Source organism: Moorella sp. E308F, from assembly GCF_006538365.1.
Lineage (GTDB): Bacteria > Bacillota > DSM-521 > Neomoorellales > Neomoorellaceae > Neomoorella.
Map to the genome: position 1 here is coordinate 445,818 of NZ_BJKN01000001.1, position 20,993 is coordinate 466,810.

General features: G+C 56.9%; 19 protein-coding genes. 4 read left to right on the plus strand and 15 right to left on the minus strand.

Going from position 1 to position 20,993, the window contains the following annotated elements:
* Position 1: 1 nt before the first annotated feature.
* The 3 genes from E308F_RS02090 to E308F_RS02100 all read right to left on the minus strand — a co-directional run bounded on the left by E308F_RS02090 (position 2) and on the right by E308F_RS02100 (position 4,241).
* Complete coding sequence (locus E308F_RS02090; RefSeq protein ID WP_141263118.1) at positions 2-769, minus strand: PTS mannose/fructose/sorbose/N-acetylgalactosamine transporter subunit IIC; 768 nt, start codon at positions 767-769, stop codon at positions 2-4.
* 13 nt (positions 770-782) lie between these two features.
* On the minus strand, positions 783-1,274 hold the full coding sequence (locus tag E308F_RS02095; RefSeq protein WP_172613502.1) for a PTS sugar transporter subunit IIB: 492 nt from the start codon (positions 1,272-1,274) through the stop codon (positions 783-785).
* A gap of 231 nt (positions 1,275-1,505) precedes the next feature.
* Entirely contained in the window at positions 1,506-4,241 is a 2,736-nt protein-coding gene (locus E308F_RS02100; protein WP_141263121.1) for a sigma 54-interacting transcriptional regulator, read from the minus strand.
* A 231-nt stretch (positions 4,242-4,472) separates the two neighbouring features.
* On the opposite strand from E308F_RS02100, the gene E308F_RS16795 reads away from it, so the two are divergent.
* Genes E308F_RS16795 through E308F_RS02110 form a run of 3 tightly spaced genes read left to right on the plus strand, consistent with a single transcriptional unit; the run spans position 4,473 to position 6,368 of the window.
* The gene (locus E308F_RS16795; protein WP_373995604.1) at positions 4,473-4,772 is read left to right on the plus strand and encodes a DUF6922 domain-containing protein; all 300 of its coding nucleotides are present in this window, start codon (positions 4,473-4,475) and stop codon (positions 4,770-4,772) included.
* Positions 4,721-5,197 (plus strand): nucleotidyl transferase AbiEii/AbiGii toxin family protein, encoded by a 477-nt coding sequence (locus E308F_RS02105; protein ID WP_141263123.1) that lies wholly within the window; start codon positions 4,721-4,723, stop codon positions 5,195-5,197. The genes E308F_RS16795 and E308F_RS02105 overlap by 52 nt, the downstream gene beginning before the upstream one ends.
* Entirely contained in the window at positions 5,133-6,368 is a 1,236-nt protein-coding gene (locus E308F_RS02110; protein ID WP_216364430.1) for an RNA-guided endonuclease InsQ/TnpB family protein, read from the plus strand. The genes E308F_RS02105 and E308F_RS02110 overlap by 65 nt, the downstream gene beginning before the upstream one ends.
* A gap of 296 nt (positions 6,369-6,664) precedes the next feature.
* Here E308F_RS02110 and argH read toward each other — a convergent pair whose 3' ends face one another.
* The 9 genes from argH to E308F_RS02155 all read right to left on the minus strand — a co-directional run bounded on the left by argH (position 6,665) and on the right by E308F_RS02155 (position 17,159).
* Positions 6,665-8,041: an argininosuccinate lyase gene (gene argH / locus E308F_RS02115; RefSeq protein WP_141263127.1), complete on the minus strand. Its 1,377-nt coding sequence runs from the start codon at positions 8,039-8,041 to the stop codon at positions 6,665-6,667.
* 79 nt (positions 8,042-8,120) lie between these two features.
* The gene (locus E308F_RS02120) at positions 8,121-9,329 is read right to left on the minus strand and encodes an argininosuccinate synthase (protein ID WP_141263129.1); all 1,209 of its coding nucleotides are present in this window, start codon (positions 9,327-9,329) and stop codon (positions 8,121-8,123) included.
* 55 nt (positions 9,330-9,384) lie between these two features.
* Positions 9,385-10,326 carry an ornithine carbamoyltransferase gene (gene argF / locus E308F_RS02125; RefSeq protein ID WP_141263131.1) on the minus strand — a complete coding sequence of 314 codons (942 nt, stop codon included), beginning with the start codon at positions 10,324-10,326 and terminating at the stop codon, positions 9,385-9,387.
* A gap of 44 nt (positions 10,327-10,370) precedes the next feature.
* Complete coding sequence (locus E308F_RS02130) at positions 10,371-11,576, minus strand: acetylornithine transaminase (protein ID WP_141263132.1); 1,206 nt, start codon at positions 11,574-11,576, stop codon at positions 10,371-10,373.
* Between the two features lie 18 nt (positions 11,577-11,594).
* A complete protein-coding gene (gene argB / locus E308F_RS02135; protein ID WP_141263134.1) occupies positions 11,595-12,485 on the minus strand; it encodes an acetylglutamate kinase in 891 nt (296 codons plus the stop codon).
* A gap of 68 nt (positions 12,486-12,553) precedes the next feature.
* Positions 12,554-13,771: a bifunctional ornithine acetyltransferase/N-acetylglutamate synthase gene (gene argJ, locus E308F_RS02140; protein ID WP_141263136.1), complete on the minus strand. Its 1,218-nt coding sequence runs from the start codon at positions 13,769-13,771 to the stop codon at positions 12,554-12,556.
* A 60-nt stretch (positions 13,772-13,831) separates the two neighbouring features.
* The gene (gene argC / locus E308F_RS02145; RefSeq protein ID WP_141263138.1) at positions 13,832-14,872 is read right to left on the minus strand and encodes an N-acetyl-gamma-glutamyl-phosphate reductase; all 1,041 of its coding nucleotides are present in this window, start codon (positions 14,870-14,872) and stop codon (positions 13,832-13,834) included.
* A 106-nt stretch (positions 14,873-14,978) separates the two neighbouring features.
* A complete protein-coding gene (locus tag E308F_RS02150) occupies positions 14,979-15,944 on the minus strand; it encodes a hypothetical protein (protein ID WP_141263140.1) in 966 nt (321 codons plus the stop codon).
* Positions 15,945-15,971: 27 nt separating this feature from the next.
* The gene (locus E308F_RS02155) at positions 15,972-17,159 is read right to left on the minus strand and encodes a M20 family metallopeptidase (RefSeq protein WP_141263142.1); all 1,188 of its coding nucleotides are present in this window, start codon (positions 17,157-17,159) and stop codon (positions 15,972-15,974) included.
* A 121-nt stretch (positions 17,160-17,280) separates the two neighbouring features.
* Between E308F_RS02155 and E308F_RS02160 the strand changes: the two genes are divergently transcribed.
* Positions 17,281-17,553: a hypothetical protein gene (locus tag E308F_RS02160; protein ID WP_141263144.1), complete on the plus strand. Its 273-nt coding sequence runs from the start codon at positions 17,281-17,283 to the stop codon at positions 17,551-17,553.
* Here the strand turns inward: E308F_RS02160 and E308F_RS02165 are convergent.
* From E308F_RS02165 to amrA, 3 genes are all read right to left on the minus strand, one after another.
* Complete coding sequence (locus E308F_RS02165) at positions 17,550-18,482, minus strand: aminopeptidase (RefSeq protein WP_141263146.1); 933 nt, start codon at positions 18,480-18,482, stop codon at positions 17,550-17,552. The genes E308F_RS02160 and E308F_RS02165 overlap by 4 nt on opposite strands.
* 14 nt (positions 18,483-18,496) lie before the next feature.
* Positions 18,497-19,495 carry an AmmeMemoRadiSam system radical SAM enzyme gene (amrS, locus tag E308F_RS02170; RefSeq protein ID WP_141263148.1) on the minus strand — a complete coding sequence of 333 codons (999 nt, stop codon included), beginning with the start codon at positions 19,493-19,495 and terminating at the stop codon, positions 18,497-18,499.
* 61 nt (positions 19,496-19,556) lie between these two features.
* A complete protein-coding gene (gene amrA / locus E308F_RS02175; protein ID WP_141263150.1) occupies positions 19,557-20,933 on the minus strand; it encodes an AmmeMemoRadiSam system protein A in 1,377 nt (458 codons plus the stop codon).
* Positions 20,934-20,993 lie beyond the last annotated feature (60 nt).

The following is a 20,993-nucleotide window of genomic DNA, read 5'->3' on the forward strand; positions in this document are numbered from 1 at the left end:
TTTATGCCTCCCTCTGGCTGGTTTCGCTGGTATAAATCAAATTAATCAGGGCCAGCGCCACCCCTGCTACTGATACAGGTAAAATAGGCAGTTCCAAAGCAGCCACGGCCAGGAAACCCAGGAGGAAAAAGGCCATATACCGGTTGTCTTTATTTAACATTTTGAGCAGGACGGCCATACCTAGGGCAGGAAGCATACCACCGATAACGGTTAAGGCTTTAGTTAGCCAGTCCGGAATGTAGGCTACCAGGTTATTGGCAATTGGTGCCCCGTAGTAAATAACCAGGAAGGCCGGTACAAAGCGCAGGATAAAAGCCAAAATCTGAGGGGCACCCATTAACATAAAAGTAAGGCCGGGAATATTAGCCTTTTCAGCATACCGATCGGCAGCGTGGGCGAAAAACACCCCCACCGTGGCAAAGAACTGCCAGGTAAAGGTACCTACCAGCCCCAGGGGTACAGCCAGGGTAACGGCAACCTCAGGTGACACTTTAGTTAACATGGCTAAAGCCGTGCCGACATAGCCGGCAAAATTCAAATCAGCCGCCATTGCCCCGCCGGGAGTAACAGCACCAATATACAAGGCATTAATAGTAGCACCAATCATCATACCGGTAGGCAGGTCTCCTAAAATTAATCCAACTATGGTACCGGCAATCAGGGGACGCCCAAAAACATACCAGCCTATAGGCTGACCTCCCAGCCAGGGGGTGGCAATCCATCCCAGGTAGCCGGCAAAGGCAATAGCTGCCGCCTGCCATAATTCCATCTTTAACCCTCCTTCATACCTTTACTACCTTTTCCCATGTAAAACGGGTATCACCCGGAACAGTCTGAAAATATACTTCATAACCCATTGCTTTAATTTCTTTTAGCGCTGCCAGGCCGCTGGCATCCAGGTAAACGTTAGGAGTAATTTTGGTCCTCTCCGGCGTCTTGCCGGCATTGCCCATATTAATCTCCCGAGGAAACACGTTATTGTTATCCACCCTGGCAATAAGCCTCTGAGCTACCTCCGGCGTCTTGACAATGAGCATGACCCGGTTAGCCTCGTCACTCTGGGCTAAAGCCTGGCTGGCTGCTTCCACATCATAGACACTCACCGGTATTCCCGGCGGCGCCGCCATTTTTAAAACTTTAGTCAGCACAGGGTTACGAGCACTGGTATCATCGACAACCATAATACTTTTGGCTTTAACATGGCATACCCAGGCCGTAACTACCTGGCCATGAATCAAGCGTTCATCGATCCGGAATAAAACTACCGCACTCAAACCTCCAAACACCTCCTTTCCGTTGTATCTCGAGAACTCCTTTCCTCTTTACCTAACACCTCCGTAAAGAAATTTTTATTAACGTAACAATTCCTTAACGTTGCAAGTTTCATGCCAGCCTTCAGAGTATCCAGGCCGGGAATAAGTGTTTAAAACACAAGGAAACACAAAAACCCCCACGGCAAACAACCAGCCGGGGTTACAGGCCCCGGCCTCATTGTCCAGCCCGGCTCAAGTCTCCTGTAGAAATTGGACCATAAAGGCTATCTCACCGGTAGGAATAGTTATATTAAAATTCTTTTCCAGGCCGGCCAGGGCTTCGGCCACTGCCAGCCATTCCCGCGGGTAGCGTCTTTTTATCTCCTCTTCCCCCGGCCAGGAACTGCCCTGTTCGCCGGCCTGCAGCCTTTCTACCAGGCAACTCAAATGGACGATCAGATTAATTTTATGGTGCGGCAACAACCGGCGCCCAAGGCTCTGGCTGAGTTGCCGGGTGATTTGTGAACAAAGATCTAGCATTTTGCCAGGCTCCAAAAAACGCAGGTACTGGGCCAGGACCGCCTCCAATTCCTGAGGTGTAATATCCTGCTCTCTAGCTGGTAACTGCAATAGTTCCTGCAAACGCCGGCGGCCCTGCCCCAGCAGCCATTCCTCCAGGGAAATAAAGGGTACATCCGGGATTTTCAGGTCAACGCTACCGATCACGGCTACCAGTTTCCCTTTTCCTTTTAGAGCTTGCCATCCCATCCCGCTGTCGGTTACCTGGCCGTTCATATTAACCGTAACAATATTTATCTCCTCCCTATCCCCCAGCCATTCCCGGATCATGGACTTGATCCGGCGGGCCGCCCCTTCCCCTGTCAGGCAGGTAGCAACGATGATTTTATTCCCCTGCCCTTCCAGGGGCCAATATTCTTCCAGGTAATGATACTTTCCTATTTCTGTTACCAGTTCATGCAGGGGAAACCTGCTGGCTTTACGCACAGCCTCGATAACCATCGCCGTCGTGACATTATCCAGAACGTGAATTTTAAGACCCGTCCGTTTCGCAATTATTTCACCCCAAGAAATTAAAGGCTCCATATCTACTAGCAGGAGTACACCACTTCCTCTATCAGCCTGGCGGACCACCCTGGTGGCTTCAATCAGCCACTGCTGCGGTTCGCCCTCCAGGGGTACATCCAGGGCCAGGGCCGCACTGGTACCTACCAGTTTATTGGCTACTTCCGCCATGCTGGTAGCCGTACGGCTGCCGTGGGCCATGACAACGACTCCCACCGGTTCCCATGCCGGTTCTTTTCCCTCCCTGCCTGCCCGGAACAACATGGCCAGAAATCCCGCTTCATCCGGGGGGAGGACAAGGTTTAATCTCTTTTCAATTAAAGCCATGATTTTCCGGGCGACTTCTATCTCCCGGGGGTATTCCTTGGCAATCTCTTCCAAGTAGGGGTTGATAATTTCCTGCCCGGTCTTTAACCGCTGCCGGCAGACGTTGAGATGCAGGGCCAGGGCCAGGAAAGTACTGGTGTCGACCTGCCCCGGCAAGTCTTCCCTGGCTATTTTAATGGCCTCCTGGGCCAGGGCGATGATATCCTGGCCAACCAGGCGCGCCAGCCGTAACCTGGCATTTTTCCAATCCTGGACCGTCTCTTTCAGGTAGCGGTGATAATATTCTTCTAGGGCCTGCCGGGCCCGCTTCCATTGAACTTCATTGTTTATACTCTCAACCCCGTTAGCTTCCCTTTCTTTCTCCAGTAAAGTATAAAGGTCTGGTACCTGGCAAGCCGCGGTAACCCCGGCTTCATCAGGTTCAATATACCATTCCTCTTCCAGGACCAGCCCGGCCAGTTCCTGGAGGTAGTTATCTCCAGCAGCAGAGCGTGGCTGAACATGGGGCGGCAGGCTGGCCGCTGTAATAACTACTTCCCTGGTCCCCTTGCTGGTGGCATCCAGGAAGGCACGGGCACAGGTTAAACGGATATCGTTAAATAGCTGGCCAATATTTCCCGGGCAATCATAGAGGAGCAGGGCGCGGATGGCATCAGCAGTAACCTTTAAAGGCCGGCCAATCTGCCGGCTTTCACCCGCCAATAGTTGCTTTAGAAGCAATAACCTTTCGGCCAGGGGGCGCTCGGCCAGGGGCGGGATATTGATCACTACCGGAAAACGCCGGTAAAAGGTGGCCAGTAAGGAAGAATGGGGGTCGGCGGTGGTGGCGCCGATAACCAGGGTGGTGCAGGAACGGTAGCTCCCGGTTTCTCCTAATCGCCGGTACTGGCCGTTATCCATTAAATAAAAGAGCATTTCCTGGCCTTCCGGGGGTAGGCGGTGGATCTCATCCAGGAAGAGGATACTCTTGTGGGCGGCATCTACCAGGCCGGGCTTTTCCTGGGCAGCCCCCGTAAAGGCGCCTTTAACATGGCCGAAGAGCTGGCTCATGAGCAGCTGGGGATTGTGGGCATAATCGGCGCAGTTGAAAGAGACCAGCTGGGCCTGGCCGGTAACTCGCCCCAAAGTTTGGGCGTACCTGAACATAGTCCGAGCAAAAAGGGTTTTACCGCTGCCGGTAGGGCCGATAAGGAGGGTATGCAGGCCGTGGGGCGGGTAAAGGAGGGCGGCCCGGGCCTGCTCCACGGCTACCTTGAGGCTTGAATTCCAGCCCAATAGACTGGTAAAAGGATTCATTTCGATTTCCTGGACTGCCATCCTTCCGGTATCTTCCCTGCCATTTCTGGCCTTACTCTCTTCCCAGTATTGCCTGGTGACAAACCTTACCGGCCGGCCGGGAAATTTAACCACCAGCCCTTCCTTGACCAGGTAATTAAGGTCGCCGCTGGCATTGCTGCGGGTTATGCCTGCCTCCCGGGCCACTTCTTGCGCCGTAAAGCCAATTTCCAGTTGACCTGCCGGCGCTTTTTCCCGGCAGAGCCTGTCCAGGGCTAACAATACTTTTTTCTTGCGTTCCATTATCCCCCGCTCCTCACTCTAAAACACTTTAAAACACTATTATAATGTATAATGTAGCTTATTTTCAGGCTGAGAGCAAGAACATTTTGAAATAAACGGGAGAACTCAAATAAGGAAAAGTCACTGGTAAACTTTCACATCCCCGTAAAAAATGGTATAATTACAGTGGTGAAAAGTTGAAAGAGACCTAAAAGATTATCCTCAAGCTGGGGAAAGGGCAGGAGATACCCGTTGAGGTTACCGGCTTTCTTAAAAAAGTATTTTTGGGATGTGTCTTTTGACAGCCTGGACAGCCGGGATGAGTCCTATTTTATCCTCGAGCGGTTGTTGGAATATGGGGATACTAGAGCCATCCGGTGGGTTATGAGACAGTACAGGGATGAAGAGCTCCTGGAAGTAATCAAGACGAGCCCTAGATTGTCCGCTAAAACCGGCAATTTCTGGCGCTGTTACTACCATTTGCAGGAGGATGACCTCAGGTGTTTACGTCCACCCTCCCACCGCAGGGACAAGGTGCATTGGAATTACTAAGTTCTGCCGGTATACTGCAGGACTTTTACCTGGCCGGCGGCACGGCCCTGGCCTTACACCTGGGACATCGCCTTTCGGAAGACCTGGATTTCTTTTCGCCATCTCCTGTAGATACTTTAATGCTTAAACAAAGGCTCGATGAGTTGGACGACTTTCAGTTACTGGGGGAAAGGTGGGGCACCCTGCACGGGATTTTCCGGGGAATTAAAGTTAGTTTTCTGTATTACCGGTATCCCCTTCTCTTTCCCCTTGCTAAGTTCAGGGGTTGCCCGGTGGCATCCCCTGAAGATATTGCCCCGATGAAAATAGAAGCCATCGCCTCGCGGGGCAGCAGAAAGGACTTTTATGACCTGTATTTTATTGCCCGGGAAATTGCCGACGTGCGCCAGTGCCTGGAATTTTACCGGCGTAAGTTTGCGTCTTAAACCCCATGAGGAGGAACTGGCCAGAAGCCTGCAGAGAGAATCCGCTAAAGTTTGGAACACCGTCATGACCATCCACCGCTTATTCTGGTTTAAATACGGCATCTGGATAGACGAAGCCACGATGAAAGAGTTTTTGAAGGGGAGATTCAGCGTTCACTCCCAAGACGTGCAGGCCATCATAGAGACCTACTACGAATGCTGGGAGAGGACGAAGAAGCTCCACGAAGAAGGCCACACGGATTGGCGCTATCCCTGGCGGCTTAAGCGTTTTTTCACCTCCACGTGGAAAGTGACCGGCATCACCGTAGAAGACGGTTCTCTCAGGCTGTCCAACGGCTGGAAGAAGCCACCGCTTAAAATAAAACTGCCCGCAAGGCTGAAGGGATTGGAAATCAAGCAGGTCCAGCTCGTCTGGCACCGCAACGGCTACTGGCTGCATATAGCGGTAGTCAAACCCGCCCTGGAGAAAGTACAGGGGGATGCCGTGGCAGCCGTAGACCCGGGCGAAGTCCATGCCTTAACCCTGACCGACGGCCGAGAAGCACTGGTCATCAGCGGCAGGCATCTGCGGTCGTTGCATCGCCTGCGGAATAAGACTTTGAGAAAGTTCCAGAAGGCCATTTCCCGGACCCAAAAAGGCTCTAACTGCCGCAAAAAACTCCTTCAATCCAAGTACCGGTTTTTGAATTGGATTGGAGCTCAAATATCCCATACCGAACATGCCGTCACGAAAATGGCGGCAGCCTGGTGCTTGGAACGCGGGGTTAAGAAGGTCTACATCGGCGACCCCCAGGGAGTAAGGGAACAGGACTGCGGGCGGCATCACAACCAGCGGATGAGCCAGTGGACCTTCGGCCGGCTACGGGATCTCCTGGAATATAAACTCAAGCGGCACGGCATCACCCTGGAGAAAATCGAAGAACGGGGCACTTCCGGCACCTGCCCAACATGCAGCAAGTATACAAAGCAAACCGGCCGCATTTACCGGTGTGGTGACAGGGATTGTGGCTTCGGTGGGGTTCACCGCGATGTAATAGGCGCTACGGGCATACTGGATTTAGTCGTAAACGGTCGGTTCACCCCTGGGCGCAAGTTGCCGGAAACGGTGTTTTATGCGCGGCCTGCAGTGTTAACGCCGATGCCGGGCCATAAAAAGAAAAAGGCCGCATAAAGATGTATCTACGCTGAGTAGTAGATGCCCATGGACCGGGCCATCCGGCATTTGGGGCTAACCTGGGTGTCTGGATGTAGCGCAAGGAGGGGGAGTAAGACCTGTTCTTTCCGGCAGGCGTCTTCCGATGAGGTGCTGAGGACCGTCCGGGATACCCCGGTTGCTTTAAAGAAGCCGCCGGGCTTGTCCCGGCGGAGGTTCACATTTTTACCTGGCCTGATAATAGAACTTGATAATATCGGCCGGAATAAAAAATGCCCGGACCTATTGCTAAAGTCCGGGCACTATCATATTCTTCAAATTCCCGCAAGAATTTTCCTGGCCCGCTCCAGGGCCTTAGCTACAGCGGCCGGGGCGGGGCCGCCGAGGAGGTCGCGGCCCTGCACGCAGGCTTCCACCGTTATGCAGTTAAGGATGTCTTCCGAGAAATAAGGTGAAAAGGATTGCCACTCGGCCAGGGTGAGGTCCTCAAAGGACTTGCCCTGTTCCAGGCAGTGGAGGACCAATGCCCCCACCACGGCATGGGCTTCGCGGAAGGGCAAACCTTTGCGCACCAGGTATTCGGCCACGTCGGTGGCAGCGGCAAAGCCCCGGGCCGCATCCTCTCGCATGCGCTCAACCCTGAATTTAGCCGTGGCCAGCATGGGGGTGAAGACCATGAGGCACCCTTTGACCGTATCCAGGGCGTCAAAGAGGGTTTCTTTATCCTCCTGCAGGTCCTTGTTGTAGGCCAGGGGTAAACCTTTCAGGACCGCCAGCATGCCCATGAGGTGGCCGTACACCCGGCCCGTCTTCCCCCGCACCAGCTCGGCCACGTCGGGGTTTTTCTTCTGGGGCATCATGCTGGAGCCGGTGCTGTAGGCGTCGTCCAGCTCGATAAAGCCGAATTCCTCGCTGGCCCAGAGGATTATTTCTTCGGCCAGGCGGCTTAAATGCATCATGATTAGGGAAGCTGCCGCCAGGAATTCCACCACAAAATCGCGGTCGGCCACAGCATCCAGGGAGTTGGCGCTGATCTCTTTAAAGCCCAGTTCTCTGGCCACCTTCTCCCGGTCAATGGGGAGGGTTGTCCCGGCCAGGGCGCCGGCGCCCAGGGGCATGACATCTACCCGCGCCAGGCACCCGTCTAAACGCTCCTGGTCGCGGTAGAACATTTCAAAGTAGGCCAGCAGGTGGTGGGCCAGGGTGACGGGCTGGGCCTTCTGCAGGTGGGTATAGCCGGGCATGATGGTGTGCAGGTGCTCGGCCGCCAGGTCCACCAGGACCTTTTGCAGGCCGGCGAGGAGTCTTTTTACTTGCGGAATTTCTTCTTTTAAATAAAGGCGCAGGTCCAGGGCTACCTGGTCGTTGCGGCTGCGCGCCGTATGCAGCTTCTTGCCGGGTGCGCCGATGCGTTCCGTGAGCAGCTTTTCGATGTTCATATGGATGTCTTCAGCACCCACGTCAAAGGTTACCCGCCCGGCCTCGATATCGGCCCTGATTTCTTCCAGGCCTTTGATTATGGCCTCGCCCTCGGCCGGGGTAATGAGCCCCACCGCTGCCAGCATCCTGGCATGGGCTATGGAGCCGGCTATGTCCTGCCGGTAAAGGCGCTGGTCGAAGCTGATGGAGGAATGGAAGTCCTCCACCAGCCGGTCGGTTGTCCTGGTAAAGCGTCCGCCCCAGAGCTTCATAGAGATACTCCCTTTGTTCATAATTCAAAGCTGACATTTGTTTTTCGTTCGCTCCCAACAAATGTCAGCCTTCGAAGTACTACCTCAAACCCGCCTGCTTTTCCATCAAGGCCCGAACCGTCAAAGGCAGGCCGAAGAGGTTGATAAATCCGGTAGCGTCCTTGTGGTCGTAATCGCCGCCGGCGCCGAAGGTCGCCAGGTCCTCGCTGTAGAGGGAGTAGGGCGATTTAACCCCTGCCGGGGTGCAGCTGCCCTTGTACAGCTTCATGCGCACGCTGCCGGTGACCGTTTCCTGGGTGCTGTCCACAAAGGCATCCAGGGCCTTTTTCAGGGGCGAGAACCAGTTGCCGTCATAGACCAGCTCGGCGTATTTAGCAGCCACAATTTCCTTGAAGTGCATGGTCATGCGGTCCAGGGTGAGGGCTTCCAGCTCCCGGTGGGCCAGGTAAAGGACGGTGCCGCCGGGGGTTTCATAAACGCCCCTGGATTTCAAGCCCACCAGGCGGTTCTCCACCATGTCGGCAATGCCGACGCCGTTGGCCGCTGCCAGGTCGTTCAATTTTTCCACCAGGGTTACGGCGTCCAGCCTTTCCCCGTCCACGGCCACCGGGATGCCCTTTTCAAAGTCAAGGGTCACATAAGTGGGTTTATCCGGGGCCTGTTCTGGCGGGGTAATGATTAAATAAAGGTCGTCCTGGGGTTCGTTCCAGGGGTTCTCCAGGTCGGCGCCTTCGTGGCTCAAGTGCCAGAGGTTGCGGTCCATGCTGTAGGGCCGATCTTTGGTGACCGGTACGGGGATGCCCCGGGCGGTGGCATAGTCAATGGCCTCTTCCCGGGAGCGAATGTTCCAGAGGCGCCAGGGGGCGATGACTTTCAGATCGGGGTTTAACGCTTTAACTCCCAGTTCAAAGCGCACCTGGTCATTACCCTTGCCGGTGGCGCCGTGGGCCACGGCGGTGGCGCCTTCCTTCTCAGCCACCTCTACCAGGCATTTGGCAATGAGGGGCCGGGCAAAGGAGGTGCCCAGGAGGTACTTGCCTTCATAGACGGCCCCGGCCTTTAAAGTCGGCCAGATATAATCTTCAACGAACTCCCGCTTTTTATCAAGGATGTAAATTTTGCTCGCCCCGCTCTTGAGGGCTTTTTCCTCCAGGGGGGCCAGTTCCTCTCCCTGGCCGAGATCAACGGCCACGGCGATAACCTCGTAGCCGTAGGTTTCTTTGAGCCAGGGGATAATAATGGAAGTATCCAGACCGCCGGAATAGGCGAGGACTACCTTTTCCGCCACGAGTACAAGTCTCCTTTCTCACTGGTAAAATAGCCTGTGTTATCGACCAGCAAACCTACATCAATGCCGCCATAATGGCCTTGTGGGCGTGGAGACGGTTTTCAGCTTCGTCAAAAACGGCTGACTGGGGACCGTCCATCACCTCGTCGGTAATCTCCTCACCCCGGTGGGCCGGCAGGCAGTGCATGACCATGGCGTCAGGTTTGGCCAGCTTCAATATCTCGCTGTTAAGCTGGTATTTCTGGAAAGCCTGGCGCCGCTTTTCCGCCTCGGCCTCCTGGCCCATACTGGCCCAAACGTCGGTGTAAAGGATATCGGCATCCTCAACAGCTTCGCGGATATTGTTGGTTACAGCTATCTGGCAGCCGTTGTAGGCGGCTATGCGCCGGGCTTCTTCTACCACCTGGGGCAGGGGCTCATAACCGGGAGGGCAGGCGATGGTCACGTTGAGGCCCACTTTAGCCCCGCCGTACATGAGGGAATGGGCGACGTTATTGCCATCGCCGATAAAGGTAAGGTTTAAACCTTTAACTGTACCCTTCCACTCGCGGATGGTCATGATATCCGCCAGGGCCTGGGTGGGGTGTAGCAAATCCGTCAGGCCGTTGATGACGGGGACGGTGGCGTGGGCCGCCAGTTCCTCCACCTCCTGGTGGGCAAAGGTGCGGATCATTATGCCGTCCAGGTAGCGGGACAGGACCCGGGCCGTATCGGCAATGGTCTCACCGCGGCCCAGCTGCAGGTCGTCTTTGGTTAGGAAAAGGGCATAGCCGCCCAGCTGGTACATGCCTACTTCAAAGGCCACCCGGGTGCGGGTGGAACGCTTGGTAAAGATCATGCCCAGGGTCTTGCCGGCAAGGAGTGGGTGGGGCTCCCCTCTTTTAAGTTTGGTCTTGAGTTCGTCGGCCAGGTCCAGGAGGTAAAAGATTTCCTCGGTGGTAAAATCCTTCAGGGAGATGAAGTCGCGGCCTTTGAGACCCTTTGCCAGGTCGTTCATTAAATAGATCTCCTTTCGCATTTTGATATGTTAAACCTTGTCTCTTACGTTCCTTGTCCCAGAACTTCCTGCAAGGCTTCCTTTAAAATAGCTACAGCCCGGTCGACTTCGTCTTTACTGATAGTCAAGGGGGGCAAGAAACGTAGGACGTGGCCGTGGAGGGAGTTGATCAACAAACCCCGTTCCTGGCAGGCGGCTACCACCGCGTCGACCGGGCCGTCAATCTCTAGTCCCAGCAGCAGTCCGCGGCCCCTTACTTCTGTTAACTGGGGAAATTCCCGGACCAGCCTCTCCAGCTCCTGGTAGAAATATTCTCCCAGGACCCGGGCATTTTCCACCAGGCCCTCTTCAAGCAGGGCCTTAAAGGCGGCCACCCCGGCGGCCGTAGCCAGGGGATTGCCGCCGAAGGTAGAGGCATGGTCCCCGGGGCCAAAGGCAGCGGCTGCCTTTTCTTTGGCCAGCATGGCGCCGATAGGCACCCCCCCGGCCAGGGCCTTGGCCAGGGTCATAACATCGGGCTCCACCCCATAATACTGGTAGGCGAAAAGATAGCCCGTGCGGCCCAGGCCACACTGTACTTCGTCAAAGATAAGTAAAAGTCCTTCATCGTCGCAGAGGGCCCGCACCGCCTGAAGGTAATCTCTGTTGGCCGCGTAGACGCCGCCTTCTCCCTGGACCGGTTCCAGCATGACGGCGCAGGTCCGGGGGCTTACTGCCGCCCGCAGGCTGGCAAGGTCATTGAAGGGGACGTATTTAAAGCCTGCCGGCAGGGGAGCAAAGCCACGGTGGAATTTCTCCTGGCCGGTAGCCGTCAGGGTAGCCAGGGTACGGCCGTGAAAGGAACGGCGCATGGTAATGATCTCGTAGCTTTCCGGCCCCCGGTGTTCTTTGGCATACTTGCGGGCGAGTTTAATGGCCGCTTCATTGGCTTCCGCACCGCTGTTGCAGAAAAAGACTTTATCCAGGGCTGAATTTTCCACCAGCAACCGGGCCAGTTCCACCTGGGGCTCAATCCAGTAAAGGTTGGAGCAGTGGAGGAGCTTCCCGGCCTGCTCCCTGATGGCCGCCACCACCCGGGGATGGCAGTGCCCCAGGGAGTTGACCGCCAGGCCGCCTACAAAGTCCAGGTACTCCCGGCCGTCGGCATCCCACACCCGGGCCCCCTCGCCCCGCACAAGGGCCAGGGGGTAGCGCCCGTAGGTCCGCATCACGTATTTTTCCCCCAGAGCGATAATAGCCGCGTTATCCATTTCCGGCCACCTCCATATTTATGGCACCACCATGGTCCCCACCCCGGTGTCGGTAAATACCTCCAGCAAGATAGAGTGGGGTATGCGCCCGTCAATAATATGGGTTTTCTTCACACCGCCTTCCAGGGCGCGGATGCAGCAGTTAACCTTGGGGATCATGCCGCCGTCAATGACTCCCTGCCGGATGAGCTCCGGTACCCGACCGACCTCCAGGGCGGAGATTAAGGAGCCAGGATTATTGCGGTCAGCTAGAATCCCCTCCACATCCGTCAGGAGGACCAGCTTATCGGCCTTTAAAGCCACGGCCAGTTCCCCCGCCACCAGGTCGGCATTTATATTGTAGCTTTCACCATCAGGTCCTACACCGATGGGGGCCACCACAGGGATGTAACCTTCGGCGATGACGGTTTCAATAATGCCGGGATTGACCCTTTCCACCCGGCCGACAAAACCCAGGTCCAGGTCAACCTCCGCCCCATCTTCCTGCTGGATATGGGCTATTTGTTTCCTGGCTTCAATGAGGTTGCCGTCCTTGCCGCAGAGGCCGATGGCCTTGCCGCCGTAACGGTGGATATTGGTGACAATTTCTTTATTAATCTTCCCCACCAGGACCATTTCCACAATCTCCATTGTCTCGGCGTCAGTCACCCGCTGGCCCTGGATAAACTGCGACTGCTTGCCCAGGCGCTTGAGCATACCGGTAATTTCCGGCCCGCCGCCATGGACAATGACCGGTCGCATGCCCACCAGGTGCATGAGAACGGCGTCCTGCATGACGGCCTTTTTCAGGTCGCAATTGGTCATGGCATGGCCGCCGTACTTGATCACTACCGTTTTGCCGTAGAACTGGCGGATATAGGGCAGGGCCTCGATAAGGATTTCTGTTTTTTCCAGGGGTGAAAGGGGCATCTTGCGTTCCCTCCAGTACGCACCCCCATACCGGGGCTTTTCTACGGGTCAGCAGTGGATCTTCTATTTTAAGTCCGGTAGGAAGCATTGATCTTTACATAGTCGTAGGTCAGGTCGCAGCCCCAGGCGGTGGCTGCGGCCGTTCCCTGCTTTAAATCCAGGGTAATGGTGATTTCCTCTTCCCGCAAGATAGCCGCCGCCTTTTCTTCGCTAAAGGGCAAGGGCTTGCCATCCCGGGCCATCTGCTCGCAGCCGGCCCGGCTTTCCAGGTAAATGTCAACTCTATCCGGGTCGATCTCTGCCCCGGAGTAACCGGCGGCGCAGATAATGCGGCCCCAGTTGGCATCGGCGCCAAAGATAGCGCTCTTTACGAGGTTAGAACCGGCCACGGCCCGGGCAACCATACGGGCTTCCGCCTCGCTGGCCGCCCGCCGCACTTCTACAGTGAGCAGTTTGGTCGCGCCCTCGCCATCCCGGGCAATCAGGCGGGCCAACTCACGGCAGACGTACTCCAGGCCGGCGCGGAAGGCGGCGTGATCTTCAATGGTCAGGGGGGCGTTGCCGGCGCAGCCGTTGGCCAGGATGACGACCATATCGTTGGTGCTGGTGTCGCCGTCCACCGTTACCATATTGAAGGTCCGGTCCACCACCGCCCGCAAGGCCTGGTCCAGGTCATCCTGCTCCATGGCGACATCGGTGGTCAAAAAGCAGAGCATGGTCCCCATATTGGGGTGGATCATGCCGGAACCCTTGGCTATGCCGCCAATGGTTACCGTGGCCCCTCCCAGGGACAACCGGACGGCAATTTCCTTTTTCATAGTATCGGTAGTCATAATGGCCGCCGCCGCAGCACTGCTGCCGTCCATTGCCAGCTTTTCTGCGGCCGCCCGGATGCCGGCGCTGATCTTATCCATGGGCAGGGGCACGCCAATCACACCGGTGGAAGCCACCACCACCTGCCAGGGTTCGCAGCCTATGGCTGCAGCCGTAATAGCTGCCATTTCCCGGGCGTCCCGGTAACCCCGCTCCCCCGTACAGGCATTGGCATTGCCGCTATTGCAGACAATGGCCCGGGCTATCCCGCTTTTAAGATGCTCTCTGGTAACTATCAGGGGTGCTGCCTTGACGCGATTTCTGGTATAAACGGCTGCTGCCGCTGCCGGTACTTCACTGACAATCAGGGCCAGGTCCTTCTTTTCCTTTTTCAAACCGGCATGGATGCCGGCAGCCACAAAACCCTGCGGGGCGGTAATGCCGCCGGAAACCAGCTGGATGTCTTCAATCATTTCTTCCTTCCTCCAAAAACAACTCTCTAGCAGGCTGGCATTGTCTCGCCCGCTCCTTACTTAAGGGCATATTCCCGGTGCAGCCAGGGCCATAGTTTCCGGGAAGCCGCACATGAGATTGAAGTTTTGCACCGCCTGGCCGGAAGCGCCTTTGGTCAGGTTGTCGATGGCGCTGGCCACCACGACCCGTCCGGTACGGCCATCCACAGTCAAGTTGATATGGCAGTTGTTGCTGCCGTAGACCCAGCGGGTATGGGGCCACCTGCCCGGCGGCAGGAGATGGATAAAAGGCTCTCCGGCGTAAAAGTCCTGATAAACCTGCCGGAGTTCTGCTTCCGTCGCCGGGCGGGCCAGGGTGGCATACATGGTGCTTAAGATTCCCCGGCTGATAGGCAGGAGGTGGGGGGTAAAGGATACCTTCACCTCCGTCCCCGCAAGAGCGCTCAGTTCCTGTTCGATCTCCGGGGTATGGCGGTGACCGGCGACGCCGTAAGGATTGATGTTTTCATGGCACTCGACAAAAAGGCTGGTTACTTTGGCCTCCCGGCCGGCCCCGGACACACCCGATTTGGCATCGATAATGATGGTTGCCGGGTCGATATAACCGGCCTTGAGCAGGGGCGCCAGGCCTAGAATGACGCTGGTGGGATAACAGCCAGGGTTGGCGACCACCCGGGCCTGGCGTATGGCTTTTCTATGGATTTCGGGCAATCCGTAGACGGCGTGAGCTGCCAGTTCAGGATTACCGTGGGGGATTTTGTACCATTCCTCGTAAGTTTTTGCCTCCCGGAAGCGCAGGTCGGCGCCCAGGTCGATGACCCTGACACCTTTCCCCAGGGCCCGGGTGGCTACCTTTACAGCGTGGCCGTGGGGCAGGGCGATAAAGACCACTTCGGCCCGCTCCAGGACTTCTTCCGGGGTTAAAGCTTCACATGGGAGGCTGGTATAACCGGTAAGGGCCGGGTAAACGCCAGCCATCTCCTCGCCGGCATAATGCCGGGAGGTAAGGGCCACCAGCTCCACTTCCGGGTGCCTGCTTAAGATACGCACCAGTTCGGCACCGGTATAGCCCGTAGCGCCGATAATGCCTGCTTTGACCAATGGCGGGAACCTCCTTGATCTGGTGTTATAATTATACAACTAACCTGCATATTAATGCAATAGACCAGCAAAAAAAAATAACAGTTCCTTATTCTTATATTAGCTGCTAGGCCTTGCCCGGCAACAGGTCCAGATGGGACTTCAAAACATAACCCACCTGGCCGCCTCCGGTTCCGGTCTTTACCCGCCAGTAAGAAGGTTCCCCCGGTTTTAACCAGGACAGCAGGTCCTCATCTTCCAGGACAGCTACCTCCTCCCCGGCGGCAAGTTTAAGCCGGTCAACATACTTGTTCCCCTGGCGCTCTTTAAGGCTGGTGGTTTTATTTACCCTGCCCACGGCCATGACCATGGCTCCCCAGGCCGGCTCCCAGCGGTAGGTGTGGGTTACGGTCCGGCTCTGGATTTTCGTCCGGGGACCGGTTGCTTCCGGGGCCGACCAGATGGTCTGGCTGCTGATGGTTTTAATTACCAGCCGCCCCTCTACCCGGGTAAAATCTATCATCACCTGTTCACTGACCCCCTGCCAGCCCTCGCCCTGGTCCAACCATTTATTATGCCAGCGTTCTTCGTTCCCGGCAACTTTACGCCAAATTTCCTGCAAACCTTCCCCCTGCCAGCTATACAGGGCATAAAAGCTGCTCAAAAAATAGCCGCCGAAGCGCTCATCCAGGAGTTCCCGGATTAATATGGCATTGCGCCCGGCCTCCAGCTGGACCACCTTTACTTCCTGCAGGGGCAGGGTATTCAAGCAGGCCAGCATTACTGGCTGGCTCCCCGGGGTGCTGAAGATACCTAGCAGGCCCCGGTCTTTAGATACTGTAACGCCGATAATCTTTTCCGTCCCTTCCGCTGGGGCAATATCTCCTTCAGCCTGCAGGTGATAAACCCCAATTTTACGTCCTTCGGCCAGTTCCTGTAATATTTCCCTGCCTTCCTTGCTGTCCTGGCCCATTACGGCCAGGGCCCGGGCTTCATAAACGTTGACTTCCCCTGTTGTCGCCCGCTGCCAGAAGACAACGGCTGCCACAGCGATAATTATTAATGACCGTAACCAGCGCCAGCGATTACCCATGTCCCCTCCCTCCATCCTTTTAAATTATTATGCATCAGGATGGCGGGTATGAATAGTGCTGGCAAATTCCTTTTTAATTCGCTGCAACAGCTCCCTGTCAAGCATGACATCCGCCGCCGTCCAGGCCAGGGCTTTGGCAGCCAGGATTACAACCCGCCGCCCGGCCTCGCCTCGTACTGCCCGGGCAAACTGGTAGCTGTGGGGCACCATTTTGCCGGCGTTCAGGGATAAGTAGGGGTGGATAGCTGGCACCACCTGGCTGACATTACCCATATCCAGGGAACCGCGGCTGTAGCTGGGGGAACCCGAATCCATTACTCCCAGCTTTTTCAAGTTGTCGCGCCAGGCTGCGGCCAGGGCGCGATTAGTCAGCATGGGTTCATAGGAAGGTTCGTAGTTGTGGTACCAGTAACGGCAACCCGTTGCCAGGGCTGCCGCCGTAGCGCAATTCTCCACCCGTTTGACCACTTTATTTAAAGCACCCCGGGTACGGGCCCGTACGTAAAAGCGGGCCACGGCACGTTCGGGAATGACGTTGGGCGAAGTACCCCCTTCGGTAATAATACCCTGGATGCTGGTCCCGTCTTTCAGGTAGGGACGCAGGCTGTTGATATTGTTGAATAACTGGATGACTGCTTCCAGGGCATTAATACCTTCCTCCGGGCTGGAGGCGGCATGGGCTGCCCGCCCCTCAAAAACGAATTCCAGGGCTTCCAAGGCGAGGGAATTTACTTCTACTGTAGTGGTATCGCCAGGGTGAAACATCATCACCGCGTCCAGGTCGTCCAGGACGCCATGGCGAACCAGCACAACCTTGGCCCCTCGGGTCTCTTCGGCCGGCGTACCTAAAACGACAATGGTCCCCCGAAGTTCATTAATTATAGTTGCTAACGCCAATGCCGCCCCGAGGCTGGCAGCAGCTATCAGGTTGTGACCGCAGGCATGCCCCAGCCCTGGCAGGGCGTCGTATTCGGCCAGCAGGGCCACCCGCGGACCGGGACCGCCGACAAGCTCGGCCTTAAAGGCTGTCGGCAGCTGGCACAGGGGCCGGGTAATCTTAAAACCCCGCTCCGCCAGGATGCCTGTCAGTAGATCTACGGCAAAATACTCCTGGTTACCCAGTTCCGGGTGATCATAAATAGCCTCGGCCACATTGATAATTTGTTCTTTTAAGGTATCAATGTCCCGGGCAATTCTTTCTTTGACGGCAAGCATATGCGCCTCCTTGCAGCCGATAGATTAGATTACCCACCAGGGGAAATAATACCCTTGAGGAGCCCTCAATGGGTTACCTCCGCCACCGGCGAACTTCAATTACGTAAAAGGAGGTACTCCCATGACCCTGGCTACCTGCAACCGGCATTGCTCCTATTTAAACGACGGTGCCTGCGAATTGGCCGGGATCCTGGAACAGGGCCAGCCCATCCTTTGCCCTTACCGGCACCAGAAAATGGACACCCTTACCGGCAAAGTATACTTCCCGCCAGCCGGGCTGCCCCGCAACTTGGCAACTCCCCCTCACTACCGCTACCCCGGAACTAATCCAGTACGCAGCGGCAACCCCTCTGCCCAGGCGATCAGCGCCCCGCCGGGGCCGGGTGTGAGCTAAAGGACCTGCTGCCCGTCAACCCTGAGCCGGGGCTGGAGGAGAATGCCGTCCAGGTGGCTGGGAGCTTCCACCTGGCCGCCAAAATTTCTATTGTCCCCCAGGGCAATATGAACTGTACCCCGTACCTTCTCATCCTCCAGGACGTTGCCTGTCAGCCTGGCCAGGGGATTTAGCCCTATACCCAGTTCAGCAATGTTGCGGCTGGCCGGTCCGTAACGGGTGAAAATATCCTCTAACAGGCGGGCTTCCCGGCCACCACTGACCGCAACGGCCTGCCCTGCTTCAACTTTAATCCGCAAGGGTTTTTCTAAAACGCCGATGCCGGCCAGGGCCCCGTCAATAACCAGGAGCCCCTTCGCCGTTCCTTCCACCGGGGCAATATAAGCCTCCCCCGCCGGCAGGTTACCAAAGCTGCCCGGCCGGGTGTAAAGGCCGGTATCGGGGTGCCCCTGGCGGCCGGCAATACTAAAGGTAAGTTCCGTTCCCGCCGGGGTCGTCAGGTGGACCTCCTGCCCCCGGGTCAAAACGGCTGCATAATGCTCACAATCGGCAGCCAGGGCCTTATAGTCGACGGCCAGGGTGCGTTCCAACATATCGGCTGTGGCGCCGGGTAAGGAGGCGATACGGGCGCCGGCTGCGTTAGCCTCCCGGCGGGCACGGGTGTGGGATAGGGATCTGGAGGTAGCCAGGACGGCGACCCGGCTTTGCCGCATGGCTGCCGCTACCACAGCCGGGGGTTCCTGGCCGTGGTTGTCCCGGGGCAGCATAGCGATGATGGCCGCCTCGGCTTTTAGCTCCCTGGCGGCCTCAAAAAAAGCCTCGCCGATAGGCTGCAGTTCAGTATCGGTAACGACGAGAACTGTTTCTCCGGCCCTGACCGCCAGGCATTCCATAAGGGCCAGGCGGCAGGCTGAAGCCAGATCAGGCATGTTAACAACTCCTTTCAATCCCTTACAATAGCCAGCTCGCTTCCGCAGGCGCGGCAGGTACGCCCTGCCAGGCCCGGCAGGGAAACATGATAACCTGTCCGCCGGATGACCAGTTCGCCGCAAACCGGGCAGTAGGTGTTGTTCGCCTCCGGGTCGGCCACATTACCCAGGTAAACATAATGTAAGTACTGCCGGGCCACTTCCCGGGCGCGGCGCATGGTCGCCAGGGGCGTCGGCGGCGCCTTCAGGCGGTACCGGGGAAAGTAGCGGGAAAAGTGCAGGGGCGTATCTACGCTTAAATTATCCGCCACCCATTTTACCAGCTCGGCCAGTGCCTCCGGGTCGTCGTTTAAGCCGGTCACTAAGAGCGTCGTGATCTCTACGTGGCTGCCAGCTTTTAATGCTGCCGCCGCCGTCTCAAGGACGGGCCGGTAGTCGCCATGGACGACTTTACGGTAAAATTCCAGGTTAAAACCCTTGACATCAATATTCCAGGCATCAATCCAGGGCAGGAGCTCGGCCAGGGGGTCCGGCCGGATAAAGCCGTTGGTCACCATAACATTCTTCAGTCCCGCTTCCCGGGCCAGCCGGGCTGTAGCCAGGACAAACTCAAACCACACCAGGGGCTCGGAATAGGTATATGCTATCCCCAGGCTGCCTGCTTCCCGGGCCTTCCGGACCAGGTCCTCCGGGGTGATGGCTACCGTCTCCGGCTCTTCCTGGGCTATCTCCCAATTCTGGCAGAACTCACAGCGAAAATTGCAGCCCACTGTACCGGCCGAGAGTATGAGGCTCCCGGGATAAAAATGATAGAGGGGCTTTTTTTCAATGGGATCCAGGGCGAGGGAGGAACAGCGGCCGTAGTTGCGGGTATATAGACGCCCCTCCCGGTTTTCCCGTACCCGGCAGATGCCCCGGCCACCGGGGGCAATAACACAGGTATGGGGGCAGAGACGGCATTCCACCTTCTCTCCGGATAACTTTACATAATACATAGCTTCCCTTCCGGCCATTGGTTAATCCTCCGTCATTTGCCTGGCTTGTCGGATGTTTTCCCAACACTGGTTTAATTAATTAATGGTAGCGTGTAACCTTAAACCTTTCCAGCTGGTATGGTTCATCGGGACCGATGCCGCCCTTCTGGCGGGCAATAGCCACCTGTTCTTCAACGGTATCAATGCCCTCCAGATCCGGGAGGAGCAGTCCCCGCCGCCGGCCGCAGCTGACGATGACGCCGTATACCTTGGGGTCCAGGTCAGCCAGGGTAGCCGGTTCGGGTTCGCTCAAGACGTCTACCGAATACTGGAGTTCCGGCAGTTCTTCTACTGTTACCGGGGGAAAACGGGGATCTTCCAGACCGGCTGCCAGGGCGTTGTAAATAATCTCCTCGGCCAGGTTGGCCCTGGTTGGGCCGATGGTACCGATACATCCCCTTAAACTGCCGTGTTTCTTGATAGATACAAAGACACCGGCCCGGCCGGCCAGTTCCTGGGGCAGGGGTTCGGGAACGGGTAGCACCTTGCCGGTGCGCAGGTAATGCTCCAGGCTCTGGCGGGCCAGGCGCACCGGCAGCGACTCTGCTTCCGGTTCTTTTGCTTCAGCCAGCAGGCTCCGCCCCGGATCTTTCCCTGCAGGCTCCAGGTGGGCGACCAGGTAACCGACGCCAAAGGGGCCTTCGTAGGACAAAACCTCACCCCGCACTTCATAGCCGTCCAGGGCCCCCAGACCCATTATAAAGGAACGCAGGCCGCACTCGCCGGCTTTTTCCGCCAGATCTTCCGGTATGGCCAGGATGCCCTCCACGTCCAGGCGAGCCAAAAGCTCCTTTACCCTGGCATCAAACTCCCTGCCCCGCGGGTCGTACCCGGCCGGTGCCCCGGGCAGGAGCCGGTGGGAAAGATCGCCGCTGGCCACCAGCAGAACACGATGGGGGCCGGTTTCAATGGCCCGGGCCAGGGCAGCGCCAAAGGCATAGAGCTGTTGCCTTTCCAGGAAGGCCATGCCCATGGCTACCAGGGGGGTAGCAATACCTGCCTGGCGCAGGTAATAGAGGGGCACCATCATACCGTGGTCCAGTTCCGGGGTTAACCCGTAACGGCGGCAGGCGGCATCGTCCAGCCAGGCCACCGGCAGCCCGCTTTCCCGGGCCGCCTCAGCTATGGCCCGGCTGAGCTTCAGGTCCAAAGGATAAGTAAACTTGACTTCCCCGGCTCTAAAGGCCGCCAGATCACCCTTTAGCTCCCCGGTGGCCCAGATTCCCACGGCGTCGCGGAAAACCGGGCCGTGGGGGGAAATGATAATTATTACCTCCGGCTGGTGGGCAGCCACCCTGGCTGCCAGTTTCCTGGCCGCTGCCACCGTAGCCTTAATCCTTGCCACCTCGCCGCGCCCGACCTCCGGGACCATAAGCGGCGGGTGGGGCATAAAGGCCACATCCAGTATGCGTCCCATATAATCACCCCTTTTAATATGTCTCGGCGCCCATCTTTTCATGTAACTGCTTCCAGCCCA

What these genes read in the sequence shown, in the direction of transcription:
- E308F_RS02090 (WP_141263118.1), bottom strand. Translation starts at nt 769, where the DNA reads ATGGAATTATGGCAGGCGGCAGCTATTGCCTTTGCCGGCTACCTGGGA.
- E308F_RS02100 (WP_141263121.1), bottom strand. Translation starts at nt 4,241, where the DNA reads ATGGAACGCAAGAAAAAAGTATTGTTAGCCCTGGACAGGCTCTGCCGG.
- argH (WP_141263127.1), bottom strand. Translation starts at nt 8,041, where the DNA reads ATGAAGCTCTGGGGCGGACGCTTTACCAGGACAACCGACCGGCTGGTG.
- argF (WP_141263131.1), bottom strand. Translation starts at nt 10,326, where the DNA reads ATGAACGACCTGGCAAAGGGTCTCAAAGGCCGCGACTTCATCTCCCTG.
- E308F_RS02130 (WP_141263132.1), bottom strand. Translation starts at nt 11,576, where the DNA reads ATGGATAACGCGGCTATTATCGCTCTGGGGGAAAAATACGTGATGCGG.
- argB (WP_141263134.1), bottom strand. Translation starts at nt 12,485, where the DNA reads ATGCCCCTTTCACCCCTGGAAAAAACAGAAATCCTTATCGAGGCCCTG.
- argJ (WP_141263136.1), bottom strand. Translation starts at nt 13,771, where the DNA reads ATGATTGAAGACATCCAGCTGGTTTCCGGCGGCATTACCGCCCCGCAG.
- E308F_RS02150 (WP_141263140.1), bottom strand. Translation starts at nt 15,944, where the DNA reads ATGGGTAATCGCTGGCGCTGGTTACGGTCATTAATAATTATCGCTGTG.
- E308F_RS02155 (WP_141263142.1), bottom strand. Translation starts at nt 17,159, where the DNA reads ATGCTTGCCGTCAAAGAAAGAATTGCCCGGGACATTGATACCTTAAAA.
- E308F_RS02160 (WP_141263144.1), top strand. Translation starts at nt 17,281, where the DNA reads ATGACCCTGGCTACCTGCAACCGGCATTGCTCCTATTTAAACGACGGT.
- E308F_RS02165 (WP_141263146.1), bottom strand. Translation starts at nt 18,482, where the DNA reads ATGCCTGATCTGGCTTCAGCCTGCCGCCTGGCCCTTATGGAATGCCTG.
- amrS (WP_141263148.1), bottom strand. Translation starts at nt 19,495, where the DNA reads ATGGCCGGAAGGGAAGCTATGTATTATGTAAAGTTATCCGGAGAGAAG.
- amrA (WP_141263150.1), bottom strand. Translation starts at nt 20,933, where the DNA reads ATGGGACGCATACTGGATGTGGCCTTTATGCCCCACCCGCCGCTTATG.